This is a genomic window from Streptomyces sp. NPDC005899, from assembly GCF_040629645.1.
Taxonomy (GTDB): domain Bacteria; phylum Actinomycetota; class Actinomycetes; order Streptomycetales; family Streptomycetaceae; genus Streptomyces.
Map to the genome: position 1 here is coordinate 1 of NZ_JBEXWB010000135.1, position 15,647 is coordinate 15,647.

Here is a 15,647-nt window from a genome sequence, read left to right on the forward strand (position 1 = left end):
CATATCCCGCTCCGCGGGATATGCCCCGGCAAGCCGGGTCATAGTGAATGAATTGCGCAAGCGCAATTCGAATTCCGGCGCAAGCGCCGGAATGGAATTCCGTAAACGGAATTCCGGGAGAGAATGCAATTCGCGCAAGCGCTCATTGCGGGCACCCGCGCAAGCGCGGTCGCCTGGGCTGGCAGTAAGAGGAGGTGCATCACGCTGGGGTCTGTGTAGGGCTTGGGGTTCCTGGCCACCACCCCCGCAACGGATGTGACGGACCGTCGGGTCCAATGGGTGCCGGCCTCACCGCAGTGAAGGGTTCCGCTGCGCTCCACCCTGACCACTCCCCCACCCTCGAAACTGCCCGGTCACGCTCACCAAGACCCCACCAGCATACAGGACAACCGGCCGCTCCGGGGTAAGATTCAGCCATGTATCACCCTGGGGGTGAAAGTTGGCGTGCGGGTGATGCATCACGAGGCTCGCCTGTGTAGTGTTTGGGTCCAGACACCACAACCCCGGGCCGCACCACCGCGCCGGGCCCTTCCATTCTGATTACGCGCGACATTCCGCGAAAAGGAGAACACGGGAAATGGCCGTGAAGTTGCGTGACCATCAGATCGAAGCCGTGGCCGCCATTGTGCGGGGCTTCGATATCCCGCCGGGCGGCATCCCCGTGAATGGCCTTCGCGGGCAGGTGCACGCCGCGTGTGGCACGGGAAAGACCATCATTGCGGCGACGTCGGCGAAGCGCCTTGTGCCCAAGGGCCGCATTCTCGTTCTGGTGCCGACGCTGGACCTGCTGACGCAGACGGTGCAGGCGTGGCGCGAGGCCGGGCACACGGGGCCGGCGGTTGCGGTGTGCAGCCTCACCGACGACCCGGAGCTGTGGAACCTCAAGGTGCGCTCCACCACGAATCCCGTGCAGCTGGCGCTGTGGCACAGCTCGGGGCCGGTCACCATCTTCGGGACGTACGCCTCGCTGGGGGTCCTGGCGGAGGCGTTCGAGGGCGCCTACGGGCAGCAGCTGGACCCGATGGACCTGACGGTGGTCGATGAGGCCCACAGGACAAGTGGCTCGATGGGTAAGGCGTGGGCCGACGTCCACAACCAGGGCGTCATCCCCTCGCACCGGCGGCTGTACCTGACAGCCACTCCGCGGATCTGGGAGGAGCGCCTGAACCGGGACGTCGCGGAGGGGGTGCGTGACCCGCTGCCGCGTGAGATGGCGGCCTCCATGGATGACGAGCGGGTCTTCGGGCCGGTCCTGTACAAGCTCTCGTTGGCGTCGGCCGTGTCGCGCAAGCTGCTTGCGCGGTACCAGATCATCGTGCTGGAGCTCCAGGACCCGGTCGTCACCCCGGAGCGGCTGATGAGCGAGGAGCGGCACAGCGAGAGGGTGCGCGGTGAGCGGCTTGGGGCGTTGCAGGCGGCGCTGCTGCACACGATGGCGGAGCACCACCTCCAGACGTGCATCACCTTCCACCACCGAACGATAGAGGCGCAGGCGTTCGCGGAGGGCCTGGAGCGTGTCGCCAAGCGGCTGCACGCTGACCAGCCTGAGAAGTACCCGGCGCGCATCTGGGCGGACTGGCTGTGCGGCGAGCACGTCCCCGAGCGCCGACGGGGGGTTCTGGGCGAGTTCGGGTCCACGGCGCTGCGGGCTGTCCTGTGCAACTGCCGGGTCCTGGGTGAGGGCGTCGACATCCGGGCGGTGGACTCGGTGGCCTTCCTGGACCCCAAGGGCGCTCCGCACGACATCGTCCAGGCGATCGGCCGGGCGCTGCGTCAAAAGCCCGGACAGGGGAAAGTCGCTTCTCTGATCGTGCCGGTATTTCTCCAGCCCGGAGAGGAGCCGGAAGAAATGTTCACCTCCGGATCGTATCGGCCTTTGGTGAAGGTATTGGAGGGTCTGCGCGCTCACGACGAAGAGGCGATCGAATTGCTCGCGATCCCTCAGGAGCCTCAGAAAGACGTTGTGCAGCCGTCTAGGCACATCGGTTCGGCGCCTGAGGAAGACGAGGATGAATCCCGTTTGTTGCTTCGTTTTGCGGCTCCTCGTGACCCGGTGATGGTCGCGGACTGGATTTCCTTCAACGTCATCGACACCGAGCGTCAGGACTGGGCGCGCGGCTGGTCGGCGCTCAAGACGTTCACGGAGCGTGAGCTGCACGCCCGAGTTCCGTACGGGTTCAAGGAGGGGGCGTTTCCGCTTGGGACCTGGGTCGCAGAACAGCGAAGGGCGTACGGGGCGGGGCAGATGACCGGCAAGCGGGCGCAGCGGCTGGAGAAGCTGGGCATGGTCTGGAGCGTGGCGGATGAGCGGTTCCAGGAGAACCTGGAGGCCGCCAAGGCGTACTACGAGCAGCACTGGACGCTGTGCGCGCCCCGGTCCGCCACCATGCTGGACCGGCCGGTGGGGCAGTGGTTGTCGAACCTGCGGCGTCCGGGTGCGCTGGAGGGCCACCCCGAGTGGAAGACGGCGCTGGAGGCCGTGGATGAGCACTGGGACCCCGCGTGGCCGGCGGAGTGGCAGAGGCACTACGCCGCGCTGCGGGAGCTGCTGACGGATGAGGAGGACCACTCCGACGTCCTGCCGGGCTTCACCGTGCACGGCATGGACGTGGGCAAGTGGCTGGCGAAGCAGCGTCAGCACACGGTCTGGGCGGGGCTGATGGACGGGCAGCGCGAGCTCCTGGAGGCGGTTGGCATCGTGCCGCTGCCCCCGGAGAAGGCGGAGCCCGCCAAGGCCCCCAAGAAGGCTGTGAGCGCCTTCGAGAAGGGCGTAGCGGCCCTGGAGCAGTACACGGCCCGGGAAGGCTCTGTGAAGGTCCCCAGGGCCCACGTAGAGCGACTTGAGGACGGGAGCGAGGTGAAGCTCGGGGTGTTCCTCAGCAACAGCAAGAGTCGCCGGGCCAAGCTGACCGCCGACAAGCTCGCCGCGCTGGCCGGTCTCGGGCTGGAGTGGGCGGCTGCGGAAGGAGCAGCGTGATGACTACACCCGGGGAAGAGCGGCGCGTGCAGGAGGCCGTGCGGCGGCACGCCCGCACCAGGGCCTTCGCAGAGGCGGAGGACGTCATCTCGGTTGTGCTGGCCGACCCTGGGGTGCGGGAGGCGCGGGAGCGGGTGGAGGCGGCGGAGACGGAGCTGGGGATGGAGCTGTGCGCCCGTCTGCAGCCGTTCCAGGACCGCTACGACCAGGCCGTGGCGGAGGGCGACGCGGACGGGTTCGCCGGGCTCTGTGGGGGCAAGCACGGCCGCTGGGGGCGGATCTGTGTCCTGCCCGGCGGGCACGAGACCTCGATGGAGGAACCGCACTGGGGCCGCAACAGCGAAGGCCGGCCGATCGCGTGGGTGGGCAGCGCACCTGACGACTGGTGAGCAGCGGTGAGACCGGCGGAAGGACCCCGGGGCGCGCGGGCGGCCCGGGGTCCTTCGCTGTCTGGGGCCAGGGGCACCGGCCCCAGGCTCTACACGCACTGGGGTGCGATGCCGGGGGTCCTGGGCCGCGAGCATCGCACTGGTGTGCGTGTAGGCCCTGGGCTCTTCGGGGTGCTCCCCCGGCAAACTGCGTGGCGGCCGGGGCTGGTCGGGGAGTCGGGGGTAGGTCGTGGTTCCCGGCAGGGAGAGCTGAACCATCTGACTTGGCTCGTGGCGGACTTTAAAGATACGGCCAGCGTGAGCACCTGTCCGCGCTGGTGAGCGCGCTGGACGCGACGTGGAAGCTGATGGCCGAACGGCTGGAGGAGGCCGGGAAGGAGGCGAAGGTCTCCATCGAGGTCCAGCCGAACGGGCGGGCGAAGCTGAACGTGGACGCGCTCGGCGCGCTCGGCGAGCCCAAGAGCCTGCGGTGGCTGCGCCGGCGGGTGGAGCGGATGCTGCCGAAGGTCGACCTGCCAGACCTGTTGTTCGAGGTGCACGGCTGGACCGGGTTCCTGGACGCGTTCGTGCACCTGGGGGACGGCACCATCCGCATGAAGGACCTGCACACGTCGCTGGTGGCGCTGCTGGTGTCGGAGGCGTGCAACATCGGCATGACTCCGGTAACCAACCCTGCCATCGAGGCCCTGACCCGGTCCCGGTTGGTCCATGTCGACCAGTTCTACCTGCGGGCCGACACGATCGCCGCGGCGAACGCGAAGCTGATCGCCGCCCAGGCCGAGGTGCCCATCGTGAGGTACTGGGGCGACGGGCTGCTGGCGTCGGTGGACGGGCTGCGGTTTGTCGTGCCCGTGCGCACGATCAACGCCGCGCCGTCGCCGAAGTACTTCGGCTTCAAGCGCGACATCACCTGGCTGAACGCCGTAAACGATCAGGTCGCGGGCATCGGGCAGATGGTGGTGCCGGGTACACCGCGCGACTCGCTGCACATCCTGGACGCGCTGCTGAACCTGGACGGCGGGGTGAAGCCGGAGATGGTGGCGACCGACAACGCCTCCTACTCGGACATGGTGTTCGGCCTGTTCAAGATCCTCGGCTACAACTTCAGCCCGCGGTTCCGCGACCTTGACAACCAGCGGTTCTGGCGGGCCACCATGCCTGGCGTGGAGACGGGCACGTACGGGCCGCTGGAGGACTTCGCCCGAAACCGGGTCAACCTGAACAAGGTGATCACGCACTGGCCGGACATGCTGCGGGTGGCCGGCTCCCTGGTCACCAACCAGGTCCGTGCCTACGACCTGCTGCGGATGTTCGGCCGCGACGGACGCCCCACTCCGCTGGGGCAGGCGTTCGCCGAGTACGGGCGGATCGCCAAGACCCTGCACCTGCTGGCCGTGGTCGACCCGGTCGACGACACCTACCGCAGGCAGATGAACCGGCAGCTCACCGTGCAGGAGTCCCGCCACAAGCTCGCCCGGGACGTGTGCCACGGCAAGCGCGGCACCATCCACCAGGCGTACCGGGACGGCATGCCCGCCCTCGTCTCGGGGTGCGACATGAGGCGACGGTGTTGCCGAACGGCTGGCTGTCTTTCGAAGGCAAGCCCTATCGAACTCCGTCAGGAGCAGCGGTGGCCGCAGCAGGGTCACAGGCTGACGGCTGGACTGCATGGCGGCGAGTGCGTGACGGCGTGATCATCGGCTCCCTTCGCCAGGCGTAGTAGGCACGTGACTGAGGTTGGGGCGTGAGGCGACGTCTGCTGCTGCACGCCTCAACCGATCACCGGAGTCAACTTCCGCGCCGCGACACGCCCGAGAAATTCCCATACCCACGGCTCCTCGCACACCACGATCCGTGACCGCTCTGCCGGCTACGTGCATCTCCGGTCTCGCTGGACAAGTTCGGATAAGACCAGCTCGGCGCGCTCGGCCTGGTCCTCAACGCCGTGGTGCTGTGGACCACGAAGTACATCGACGCCGCTGTGGCGCAGCTCCGCGCCGAGGGCCACGAGATTCACGACGAGGACGTCGCCCGGCTCTCGCCGCTGAAGCACAAGAACCTCAATGTGCTGGGCCGTTAGAGCCTGTTTCTGAACTTCGAACCCGCTGTCCCGTCCCGTTCGACCTTCTCGCCTCACGCCTCGGTGACCAGGGGATAGACAAATCGCAGTGAAAAGACAGCTCTCGAAGTACCGAGGAGCTGTCCGGTCGACCATGCCAAGTGCCCGATGGTGGCAAGGGCAGCTGACGTTGACTGCGGGTAAGGCGCTCCTCCTCGCGGCATCCTGTCCGCGAGGAGGAGGGACGAGTCTCTTTACCACCACTCCTTCGTCGCCCCTGAGAACCAGGGAGCGAGCGGCGGGAACAGGCTGGGCCGCAGCCAGTTGGGCTGCGCCGGGCCGCGGGTCAGTTCTGCTCGGGACGCTCGATCGACACCTGGGGCAGCTTTCGGTCCAGCCATCCGGGCAGCCACCAGGCCCGTTTGCCAAGCATCTGCATGACGGCGGGGACGATCAGGCAGCGGATGACCACCGCGTCGAGCAGGATGGCGACGGCCAGGCCGAGACCGAACTGCTGGAGCATGCGGTCCGAGCTGAGGACGAAGGCTCCGAAGACGAACATCATGATGGCCGCGGCCGCGGTGATGACCTTGCCGGTCGACGCGAGTCCTTCCCGAACGGACTGGGCCGGATCCTTGGTGCGCATCCATTCCTCGTGGATGCGGGAGACGAGGAAGACCTCGTAGTCCATGGAGAGCCCGAAGACGATCGCGAAGATCAGCGCGGGAATGAACGCCTCGATGGGACCCGGCTGTGCTCCGAACCAGCCGTGTTGGAACACCAGGGTGATCACGCCGAGGGCGGCGGAGATGGACAGCAGGTTGAGGATCGCCGCCTTGACGGGGATCCAGATCGACCGGAAGACCAGCAGGAGCAGGAGCGAGGAGACGCCGACGACCACGGCGACGAACAGCGGCAGCCGGTCGGCGAGTGTCTCGGAGACGTCCTGGGAGGCGGCCGTGGCACCGCCGACGAGTACCTCGGCGCCGGTGGCGTGTTCGAGGGGTGGGGCCACGTCGTCGCGCAGGTGGTGGACGAGGTCCACGGTTCCCTCTGCCTGCGGGGAGGTCGTCGGGTAGACGAAGACGGTGGACAGGGCGCCGTCCTTGGAGGGCATCGCGGGACTGGCCTCGGCGACGCCGTCGGTGGTGGCGAGCTTCGCCTGGACGGTCTTCCCGGCGTTCTGGTCGCCCTTGACCAGCACGATGAGCGGACCGTTGAAGCCGGGGCCGAAGCCCTCGGCGAGCAGGTCGTACGCCTGCCGGGATGTGGTGTCCTTCGGGGTGTTGCCGGCGTCGGCGAAGCCCAGGCGCATGCTGAGAGCCGGTGCGGACAGGGCCAGCAGGGCGATCACGCCGACCAGCAGGGTCGGGATGGGTCGGCGCTGCACGGTGCGGGCCATGGCGCGCCAGCGGTTGCCCTCGGTCTTGCCCTTCGCGGTGGCCTTGGCCTGCTGCCTCAGGACATGGCGCTGGATGCGCCCGCCGAACAGAGCAAGGAGTGCGGGCAGCAGCACCAGGGAGGCGGCCATCGTGACCAGGACGGTGATGGCCACCGCGAGGGCGATGCCCTGCAGGGAGCCGAGTCCGAGGGCGACCAGGCCGAGGAGGGCGACGATGACCGTGCAGCCGGCGAAGAAGACCGTGCGGCCCGCCGAGTCGAGGGCCTTGCGGCCGGCTTCGGCGGGCTGCGCGCCGGCGAGGAGTTCGTGGCGGTACCGGTAGAAGATCAGCAGGGCGTAGTCGACGCCGACACCGAGCCCGACGAGCATCAGGATGGGCGGGGTGAAGTCGGCGACGGTGAAGATGTGCGAGGCCAGAGCGATTAGCCCGATGGCGCCGCCGACCGCGAACAGCGCCGTGATCAGCGGCAGCGAGGCCGCGAGCAGCGAGCCGAACAGCAGCACCAGGATGACCAGCGCGGCCACGATCCCGGCGAGTTCGGCGGTCGGCGGATCCTGGTCCTGCGCGTTGCGCGCCGCCTCGCCGCCCACCTCGACCTGAAGGTCGTCGGTGGCGATGTGCTGTGCGACATCGATGACCTCGGCGACGTCCTCCTTGGGGACCTCCTCGGTCTTGCCGGCGAGCGTGACGGATGCGTAGGCGATCGTGCCGTCGTTCGAGATCGCCGAGGCGTCGGCGAAGGGGCTGCGCACGTCGGCGATGCCCGCCATCTGCATCACTTCGGCCAGCATCGGCTCGATGCGGGCCTTCGCGCTCTTGATGCCTGCGGCATCCTTGAAGACGATCTCGACACTGTCGCCCGCCTGGTCGCTGCCATGCTTCTTGAACAGGTCGGTGGCGGCCTGGGAGTCGGTTCCGGGCAGCGTGAAGTCGTTCTTGTACGCGGATCCGGCCGCGGTGGAGCCCAGCGTGATGACAGCAAGGACGGCCACCCACAGGGCAAGGGCGGCCCAGCGATGACGTTGCGCCCAGCCCGCCAGCGCGCCGAACCGGCCGACAGGCGCAGACGACGTACCGGGCGGGGGCGGGGCAAGGGACGCGGTGGAGCCGCGGGGGGAAGACATGTGCCTACCTCGAATTCGAGCGAGTGCTACCTGGAGCCATCGCCACGCCCACGACCGCCCCGGCGAGCGCGGGGACACCAAGCGCGAGCCCGGCGAACACACCGCTGACCGTGATCGAGAACGTTCCGGCGGCGGTGATCAGCAGAATCCCGGCCGCGGTACCCACCAGCGCGCCGACGACGGCAGCACTGATCCGGGTGGGAGCAAAGGGCGACGACATACCCTCGATCCTGCTGGCGCCCACCGGATGCGGGCGTCGGCCCACGGCAGACACTCGGCCGCGACCGATGTACTCCAGCAGATGTACATCCCGGGCCACCGCGTACACCCCTGGCACGCACCCTCGCCGCAAACCGGCACATAAGCCAACGTGCGGCATCCCTGGCCGGGCAGAATGAAGCAGTGATCCACCTCGATGCCACCCGCTTCCGACTACCCACCGGGCGCCACGCCGACCTGGCCCTCGCCGGGATCGTGCTCGTGCTGTGCGGGGTGGCCGAAGGGCAGCGGCTCGGCGCGCAATGGCACGCCAGCGCCTCCTTGATCGCCTCCTGGCTCCTGGCGGTCCTGGTGTGCGCGGCACTGCCGCTGCGCCGCCGCCGTCCGGTGGCGGCGGGCTTGTTCACCGTGCTCGGCACCGGCGCCTACCACCTGCTGAGCACAGTCGACGGCCCACTGGTGATCATCCCCATCGCCGCGCTGTACGCGCTGGCGGCACAGGGACGAATCCAGGTGTCCGTCGCCCTCGCCGCGGTCATGGTCATCGGTGTGGGTGCGGGCGCACTCGTCGGCACCGGCGACGTCACCGGCACAGCGGTCTTCATGCTCACCGGCTGGCTGATCGCGGTGCTAGCGCTGGGCGCGATGCGCCACGGCCGGCTCGCCTACGCCGAAGAACACGGCAGACTGCGCGCCACCCAGGAGCGACTGCGCATCGCCCGCGAACTGCACGACGTCATCGGCCACACCATGTCCATGATCCACGTACAGGCGTCCTCCACGCTGCACCGGATGCCGAACAACCCCGACCTGGCACCGGAGGCGCTGACCGCCATCAAACAGAGCAGCAAGGACGGCCTGCGGGACCTGCGCGCCACGCTCGGCGTGCTGCGCCAGGCCGACGAGGCGGCCCCGACCGCACCCGCTCCGGGACTCTCCCGCATCGGCGAGCTGGTCTCCGCGGCGAAGCGGGCGGGCCTGGACGTGCGCATCGAGCGCCACGGCACCGTGGCGCCGCTGCCCGCAGCAGTGGACCTCGCCGCCTACCGCATCGTGCAGGAATCCCTGACCAACGCCGTCCGGCACAGCGGCGCCCGGCACGTCGTCGTCGACCTCCACCACGCCGACCGGCAGGTGACCCTTCGCGTCACTGACGACGGCCACGGTGCGGCACGCCCCGCACACGGCAGCGGCATCGCCGGCATGACCGAACGCGCACATGCCCTGGGCGGAACACTGAGCACCACCGCCGGCCCCGCGGGCGGATTCACCGTCCGGGCACGGCTACCGTTCCCGGACCACCACGAGCCGATCGGCGGAGCAGCTGATGATCCAGATTCTGCTGGCGGATGACCAGCGCCTCGTCCGTGCGGGGATCCGCGGCATCCTCGACGACGAGGACGACCTGCACGTGGTCGGCGAGGCCGCCGACGGACACACCGCCCTCACCGCCTGCCGCGAACTGCACCCCGACGTGGTCCTGATGGACATCCGCATGCCCGGCATGGACGGACTGGAAGCCGCCCGCCGCATCGCCGCCGACCAGCAACTGGTGGCAGTGAAGGTGGTGATGCTGACCACGTTCGACCTCGACGAGTACGTGTACGGAGCCCTGCGCTCCGGCGCCACCGGATTCCTCCTCAAGGACACCGAACCCGACGAACTCCTGCGCGCAGTCCGCGTCGCCGCCCAAGGCGACGCACTCATCACTCCCTCCATCACGCGCCGCCTCATCGCCGAATTCGCCGACCGCCCCGCCAACGCCCGCACACCCGACCGCCGCCTCGATGCCCTGACCAGCCGCGAACGCGAAGTCATGCGACTGATCGCCGCCGGCCGCACCAACGACGAGATCGCCACGCAACTGGTGGTCTCCCCACTGACCGCGAAGACTCACGTCAGCCGCATCATGGCCAAACTCGGCGCCCGCGACAGATCCCAAGTCGTGGTCATGGCCTACGAATACCGCATGGTCAGCCCGGGCTGGCTCGAGGACTAGCTCGACACCTGCCACCACCCGCGGTCTGGTCGTGCGACGAGTGGCTGCAGGACGCCGACAACCGCGTTGCCCGGGGGCTTGTCGACTGCATGCACTCCTGGCTGAGATCGCCGCGCTCCCCGTCTCAGAGCCTGCTTTCGAAGTCTAAGTGCGGTTTTCGCAGGTCAGGAATCGACCGGGGGGTGGCTTCGTGAGGCTGTCAGTGGCCCAGAGGGGGCCCGCTGGTAGCCGGAGCCGACCCGCGAGGCCAGGGCGGGGCGTCGGTGTGGGGGAACGGCTGACTGGCAGTCCGGGGGCGTGTCAGAGTGGAGCTGAGCCGGTTTTGTGCGGAGTCCGGTCCGTGCTCTTCCCGAAGAACGGCTTCAGTGCCCGATGGGAGCGCGGGGCGGGGGCTGTCCGGCCCGTCGGGACTGGCGTTGAGTAATACGCCTGGTCATGAGGGTGATCGCGGCCCAAGTGATCAACGATTCCGAGTGCTGTATCAGCCTTTCGTAGTCGCGGGCATGACGCCGGGCGTGCATGATCCAGGCGATCGACCGCTCAACCACCCAGCGGCGCTTGATCACCACGAAGCCCTTCGCGCCCTTGGGCCGGCTGACCGTCTTGAGGGTCAGGTTCAGGTACTTCTTCGCCCAGCCGCCCATCTTCGGGCCCGCGTAGCCAGAGTCGGCCCAGACGATCGTGATCTCCGGGTGCATCAGGCGGAGCCGAACAGTACTTCCTTCGCCGCGTCACGGTCGGTCATGTCCGCCGGGCTGACCATGACGAATAGCGGCAGGCCGTGCGTGTCCACCACCAGGTGACGCTTGCGGCCGTTGATCTTTTTCGCGCCGTCGTAGCCCCGCGAGTCCTTGCCGACTGTCTCTGCGGCTTTGACCGACCCGTCTGCCGACTCGGCAAACGGTTGCCGCAGCCGTATCCGGCGACGAATCCGGGCGCGGCGGCGTTAGAGGTTCAACCGGCATGGCAGCTGCCTGGCCAGCAGCGACCCGTCTGAGATTGGCTCAAGCGCGACTCGCGGCATCATTGCCGCACGAGCTCCAGCACCTGCCCACACCTAGCGCCGAAGGTGGCGCGGAGCAGGTCCGCGGCGTCGGAGTCCTGGTCGAACAGCGACTGCATGTCGATCGCCAGCATGACGGCGAAGGTCATCGCGCTACCGAAGAACTCCTGAATCTGCTCATCCCGCAATGCTGCTTCGTCGCGGAGGAAGCGGTAGATCTGCAGGAAACCGTCGCGTACCGCTGCACCGATCGCTGGTTCAGCCCCGGAAACGAACCCTTGCAGTAGGACGGTGTGCAGTCCCCGCTTGGCGGCGAGGTCGAAGAAGCGCTCACCAATGGCATGCGCGGCGGTGTCCTCCGGCGCGAGTGCCGCGAGCGTTTCGCGCCACTCGTCGAGGAGGGTCGCCAACGTGTCCGCGAAGACTTCCAGGAAGAGCGCTTCTTTCGTACCGAACATCCGCACAACGTAGGGCTGGCTGATGCCGGCTGCTGCGGCGATCTGGTCAGTCGTGGTGCCGTGGTAGCCACGTCGTCCAAAGAGATTGCGGGCTGCGTCCAGGATCAGTCCGCGCCGCTTTGCGGCAGGCATACGGCTGCCGGAGGTGGTGCCGTCAGTGGGTTCATTGCTCATGTTGACAAGGTATCAACGGATAACTACCGTAGCTAGTAATCATACGATTACCTCTAACCGGAGTTCACGTGAAGCGTTCTGTCCCGGTCTGGCTCGCTGTCGTAGCCGCGTCCCTCCCGATGTTCATGGCCACGCTCGACAACCTCGTCGTCACAAGCGCTCTGCCGGCCGTGCACGCCGACCTCGGTGCCTCGGTCGAGGAGCTGCAGTGGATCACGAACGCGTACACGCTCGCCTTCGCCGCGCTCATCCTTCTCGCCGTCGCCCTCGGTGACCGACTCGGCCGCCGGCACCTGTTCATCGCAGGCATCGCGGTCTTCACCGTCTCATCGGTCTTCGCCGCGCTGAGCGCCGACCCGACGGCGCTCATCGTCTGGCGCACGGTCGAAGGTGCCGGCGCCGCCGCGATCATGCCGCTCTCTCTGACCCTCCTCGTCGCAAGCGTGCCGGACCGCCTCCGCGCCGTCAGCATCGGCATCTGGAGCGGAATCTCCGGTCTAGGCGTCGCGCTCGGCCCGCTCGTCGGTGGCGCCGTCGTGGAGAACTGGAGCTGGGAGGCCATCTTCTGGCTCAACGTCCCCGTCGGCATCATCGCGGTCCCGCTGGCGATCTTCGCGCTGCCGAACACCCGTGGCGCCCGGGTCCCTGCCGACGTCCTCGGCGTCCTGCTCGCTGGCCTCGGCGTCCTCGGGCTCGTTTTCGGCGTCGTCCGCGGAAACGAAGCCGGCTGGACGAGTGGCGAGGTGCTCTCCGGGCTGATCAGCGGCGCCGTGCTGCTGGTCGCGTTCATCCTCTGGCAGGCACACACGTCCGCACCGCTCCTACCGCTCCGGCTCTTCCGCGACCGCAGCTTCACGCTCGCCAACATCGTTGCGATGACGTTCTCGTTCGGGGCCTTCGGTGCGGTCTTCATCCTCATCCAGTTCCTGCAGGTCGTGCAGGGTCGCAGCCCGCTCGAGGCCGGCGTCTGGACGACGCCGTGGACGCTCGCGCCGATGATCGTGGCGCCGCTCGCCGGGATTTTCGCCCCCAGGGTCGGCACGCGTGCGCTCATCACCGGCGGGATGGTCCTCCTCGCTGGCGGGCTGTTCTGGATGGCGGGAACGCTGGCCGCCGACGCGACCTTCCTCACGCTGCTGCCGGGCTTCGCACTCGCGGGAATCGGAATGGGTGCTGTGTTCGGACCAATCTCGACCGTCGTGCTCGCCCGGATGCCCCAGCACGACCACGCGAAGGCGTCCGGAGCGAACTCCACCCTTCGCGAGATCGGGGTCGCGCTCGGGATCGCCGTCCTCACTGCGGTCTTCACTGGCAACGGCGGCCAACTCACGCCCACCGGGTACGTCGACGCGGCGCAGCCGGCCGTTATGGTCGGTGCCGCCGTGGTCGCGGCCAGCGCGATCATCGCCGTGTTCCTACCCTCTGGGCGAGGAAGCGCATCCAACGGTACCGCTGCACAAGACCCTGCGGCAGCTGCACCGGAGCCCGCTTCTGCTGCCCTGCGCTAGAGCCCGTAGCCACCGAGGTCGAGCCCGCGCAAGTACCAATGGCCGCTAACCAGAAGGCCGACGAGGACCCGCGGCAGCCGCAGGTCGTTGAGGATGAACTCCTGCCCGGCCTCCCCGTGGCCCGCCAGGTCGGGCAACCCGCTGGTCGCTGTCGCGCCCCAACTCCACGACGTGGTGGTGCTTTCGGGCCGCGGTTACTGGAGGCGGCAGGAGCGTTCCGCGGAGACCAACGCCGCACGCCTGGACTTCCTCGCCCGCGTCGACGGCCCTGCGCCCCCACGACACTGCGCAGAATTCGCCTGGCTGGGCACGGGTCGGCGGGAGAAGGGCCCAAGGCCCGGGTGCAGGCGGCCATCGAGTCTGGCGGCTTTGCCGTCATCGACCCCTCCTGCGGGCATGGCCACCTCTCCGAATCCGACCGACACCCTTGCCTGCCACCGCGCCGAGCGACGGCATAGACATCCCAGGCGACCGAAGCGACCCAAAACGATCGCCAGCCGCATTCCGTGGTCTTTCCATACAGCTGACCACCCAACCAGATAGGGGACTCACCGATGTCAGAGCGCCATCCCATCCTGATCACCGGAGCCGCTGGCCACGTCGGCGGTGTGAGTCGAACGATCGTCGACATGCTGCTTGACCAAGGCCACCCCGTGCGCGCGTTCGTGCGGCAGGACGACGACCGCGCGCAGGCACTCCGCCAGGCCGGCGCCGAGGTCTTCGTCGGAGACCTGCTCACCATCGCCGACGTGACAGCCGCACTGAAGGGCGTCCGGCGCATCTACTTCAGCATGAGCCTGACGCCGTACTACACCGACGCCGTCAGCCTCATGGCCGCGGCGGCGCGGACCCAGGGCGACATCGAGATCTTCGTCAACATGTCCGAGTACGAGCAGTCGTTCATGACGTTCGAGAAGATGACCGCACCGGAGCAGGAACGACGTGCATGGCTCGGCGGACTCGTCGCGGACTGGTCGCCGCAGCAGCGCGCCCACTGGATCGCCGAGCAGGTGCTGGAGTGGTCCGGTCTCCCGACCGTCAACATCCGGGCGGCCATGTTCGTCGAGAACCCCCTGATGACCTGGCTGGCACTGGAGCCGCTGAGCAACGGTGAACTGCGCCTGCCCTTCGGCCACCACCGGCTCGCGCCCATCGCGGGTTACGACGTGGCGGAGGCGTGCGCGAAGATCCTGGCCGACCCCGCTCCGCACATCTCGAAGTCGTACGAGCTCAACGGTCCGGAACTTAAGGACATGCACGGGTTCGCAGAGGACTTCGGGGCTGTGCTGGGACGCCAAGTCACCTACGTACCCGAAGAGGTCGAAACCTGGAACGAGACCTACGTGGACCCTGCCATGGCAGAGATTCCCCACACCGCGGAGCACATGAAGACCCTGACCCGGCTGGTGGGCGGCGGCGGATACCTCGGCGTCAGCGACCAGCTCCAAACCCTGCTCGGGCGACCGCCAAAGACCGTGCGCTGGGCGCTGGAGAACCATCTGCGCATCCAGAATCTGGCGGCCGGTTAAGAGGTCGTTTTGGCCAAGCAACGGCCTCACGACGTCATGACGTCATGAAGGCGGAGCCATGCGCCGCCGCAGATGCCCATAGGGGCCCTCGTCGGACTGGCCGTCATCCGCGGCGCCCGGATAGGCGGGAGAGTGTGAGCCGAGGGCCCCACGGGCCCGGAGGCCGTCAAGGTCGGGCAGGTAAATCCTGGCAGGGACTGGAGCGGGGCGGCTTCGGTGGCACGGATGTGCGTCAGGTCCTCGGGGCTGGCACCAAGAGGGCCGCGAGCGGTCACGCGGTGCATCGTGCGGGGGCGCTTGGCTCACTATCACGCTCCTGCCCCCGACATCCTGGCAGCGCTCCTCAACGACATCGGCATCCCCACCACCGCCGGTCGCACCGCCGCGATTCGGCAGCACGTGCTGGAGATGGCCGCCCCGGTTGTCGCGGAGGCTCTGAGCTATCACCGGGTCACCACGGCCAAGCTGGCCTCCGAAGCCTGAGGCACCTGGAGCCGATACGCCTCTGGGGACCACTGGCGGTCACCACCAGGGTGGACTCCTCGGAGAACTGGTGACAGTTGAATACGCGAGCCCACCAGTACCGAGGCCGTAGCAGTTCCGTTCGCCGAACGGTCACGGTGACCGCTCTGCGAACGCTTCGGCGAACTTCGCGTTTGGGACACTGGCGGGTTGGCCTGCGGCTTCTGGGTTTAGAAACAGGCACTTACCTTGTCGTTTATGGTCCGGCGTCGAACGCGGCTCGAACTTGGTCGGCGTTTTCGCTGTTCAGCGGACTTGAAGGCGGCCTTCGTCTGATCCTGGG

General features: G+C 68.1%; 10 protein-coding genes and 3 pseudogenes. 9 read left to right on the plus strand and 4 right to left on the minus strand.

The features are described 5' to 3' along the window. The first annotated feature begins 577 nt into the window (after positions 1–577). From ABZ371_RS17045 to ABZ371_RS17060, 4 genes and pseudogenes are all read left to right on the plus strand, one after another. The gene (locus tag ABZ371_RS17045; protein ID WP_358679732.1) at positions 578–2,977 is read left to right on the plus strand and encodes a Helicase associated domain protein; all 2,400 of its coding nucleotides are present in this window, start codon (positions 578–580) and stop codon (positions 2,975–2,977) included. Then, positions 2,977–3,366: a hypothetical protein gene (locus ABZ371_RS17050; protein ID WP_358679735.1), complete on the plus strand. Its 390-nt coding sequence runs from the start codon at positions 2,977–2,979 to the stop codon at positions 3,364–3,366. The genes ABZ371_RS17045 and ABZ371_RS17050 overlap by 1 nt, the downstream gene beginning before the upstream one ends. A 299-nt stretch (positions 3,367–3,665) precedes the next feature. Then, positions 3,666–5,060 (plus strand): annotated as a pseudogene (locus ABZ371_RS17055) (transposase); the annotation flags it as partial. 215 nt (positions 5,061–5,275) lie between these two features. Next, positions 5,276–5,443 (plus strand): annotated as a pseudogene (locus ABZ371_RS17060) (Tn3 family transposase); the annotation flags it as partial. A 328-nt stretch (positions 5,444–5,771) separates the two neighbouring features. Here the strand turns inward: ABZ371_RS17060 and ABZ371_RS17065 are convergent. Beyond that, positions 5,772–7,952, minus strand: coding sequence for an MMPL family transporter (locus ABZ371_RS17065; protein ID WP_358679738.1), 2,181 nt, complete (start codon positions 7,950–7,952; stop codon positions 5,772–5,774). Positions 7,953–7,956: 4 nt separating this feature from the next. After that, complete coding sequence (locus ABZ371_RS17070) at positions 7,957–8,172, minus strand: hypothetical protein (RefSeq protein WP_358679741.1); 216 nt, start codon at positions 8,170–8,172, stop codon at positions 7,957–7,959. A 182-nt stretch (positions 8,173–8,354) separates the two neighbouring features. Here ABZ371_RS17070 and ABZ371_RS17075 point away from each other — a divergent pair, with 182 nt between their 5' ends. Both ABZ371_RS17075 and ABZ371_RS17080 read left to right on the plus strand, forming a co-directional pair. Next, the gene (locus ABZ371_RS17075) at positions 8,355–9,524 is read left to right on the plus strand and encodes a sensor histidine kinase (RefSeq protein WP_358679744.1); all 1,170 of its coding nucleotides are present in this window, start codon (positions 8,355–8,357) and stop codon (positions 9,522–9,524) included. After that, positions 9,499–10,170: a response regulator transcription factor gene (locus ABZ371_RS17080; RefSeq protein WP_358679747.1), complete on the plus strand. Its 672-nt coding sequence runs from the start codon at positions 9,499–9,501 to the stop codon at positions 10,168–10,170. The genes ABZ371_RS17075 and ABZ371_RS17080 overlap by 26 nt, the downstream gene beginning before the upstream one ends. A gap of 419 nt (positions 10,171–10,589) precedes the next feature. Here the strand turns inward: ABZ371_RS17080 and ABZ371_RS17085 are convergent. Together ABZ371_RS17085 and ABZ371_RS17090 are read right to left on the minus strand one after the other, a co-directional pair. Next, a pseudogene (locus tag ABZ371_RS17085) lies at positions 10,590–11,050 on the minus strand (transposase); the annotation flags it as partial. Between the two features lie 143 nt (positions 11,051–11,193). Continuing rightward, the gene (locus ABZ371_RS17090) at positions 11,194–11,805 is read right to left on the minus strand and encodes a helix-turn-helix domain-containing protein (RefSeq protein WP_356307340.1); all 612 of its coding nucleotides are present in this window, start codon (positions 11,803–11,805) and stop codon (positions 11,194–11,196) included. 68 nt (positions 11,806–11,873) lie between these two features. Between ABZ371_RS17090 and ABZ371_RS17095 the strand changes: the two genes are divergently transcribed. From ABZ371_RS17095 to ABZ371_RS17105, 3 genes are all read left to right on the plus strand, one after another. Beyond that, the gene (locus ABZ371_RS17095; protein WP_358679751.1) at positions 11,874–13,313 is read left to right on the plus strand and encodes a DHA2 family efflux MFS transporter permease subunit; all 1,440 of its coding nucleotides are present in this window, start codon (positions 11,874–11,876) and stop codon (positions 13,311–13,313) included. Between the two features lie 554 nt (positions 13,314–13,867). Then, the gene (locus ABZ371_RS17100) at positions 13,868–14,842 is read left to right on the plus strand and encodes an NmrA family NAD(P)-binding protein (RefSeq protein WP_356307344.1); all 975 of its coding nucleotides are present in this window, start codon (positions 13,868–13,870) and stop codon (positions 14,840–14,842) included. 297 nt (positions 14,843–15,139) lie between these two features. Next, on the plus strand, positions 15,140–15,325 hold the full coding sequence (locus tag ABZ371_RS17105) for a hypothetical protein (protein WP_356307346.1): 186 nt from the start codon (positions 15,140–15,142) through the stop codon (positions 15,323–15,325). Positions 15,326–15,647: the final 322 nt, after the last annotated feature.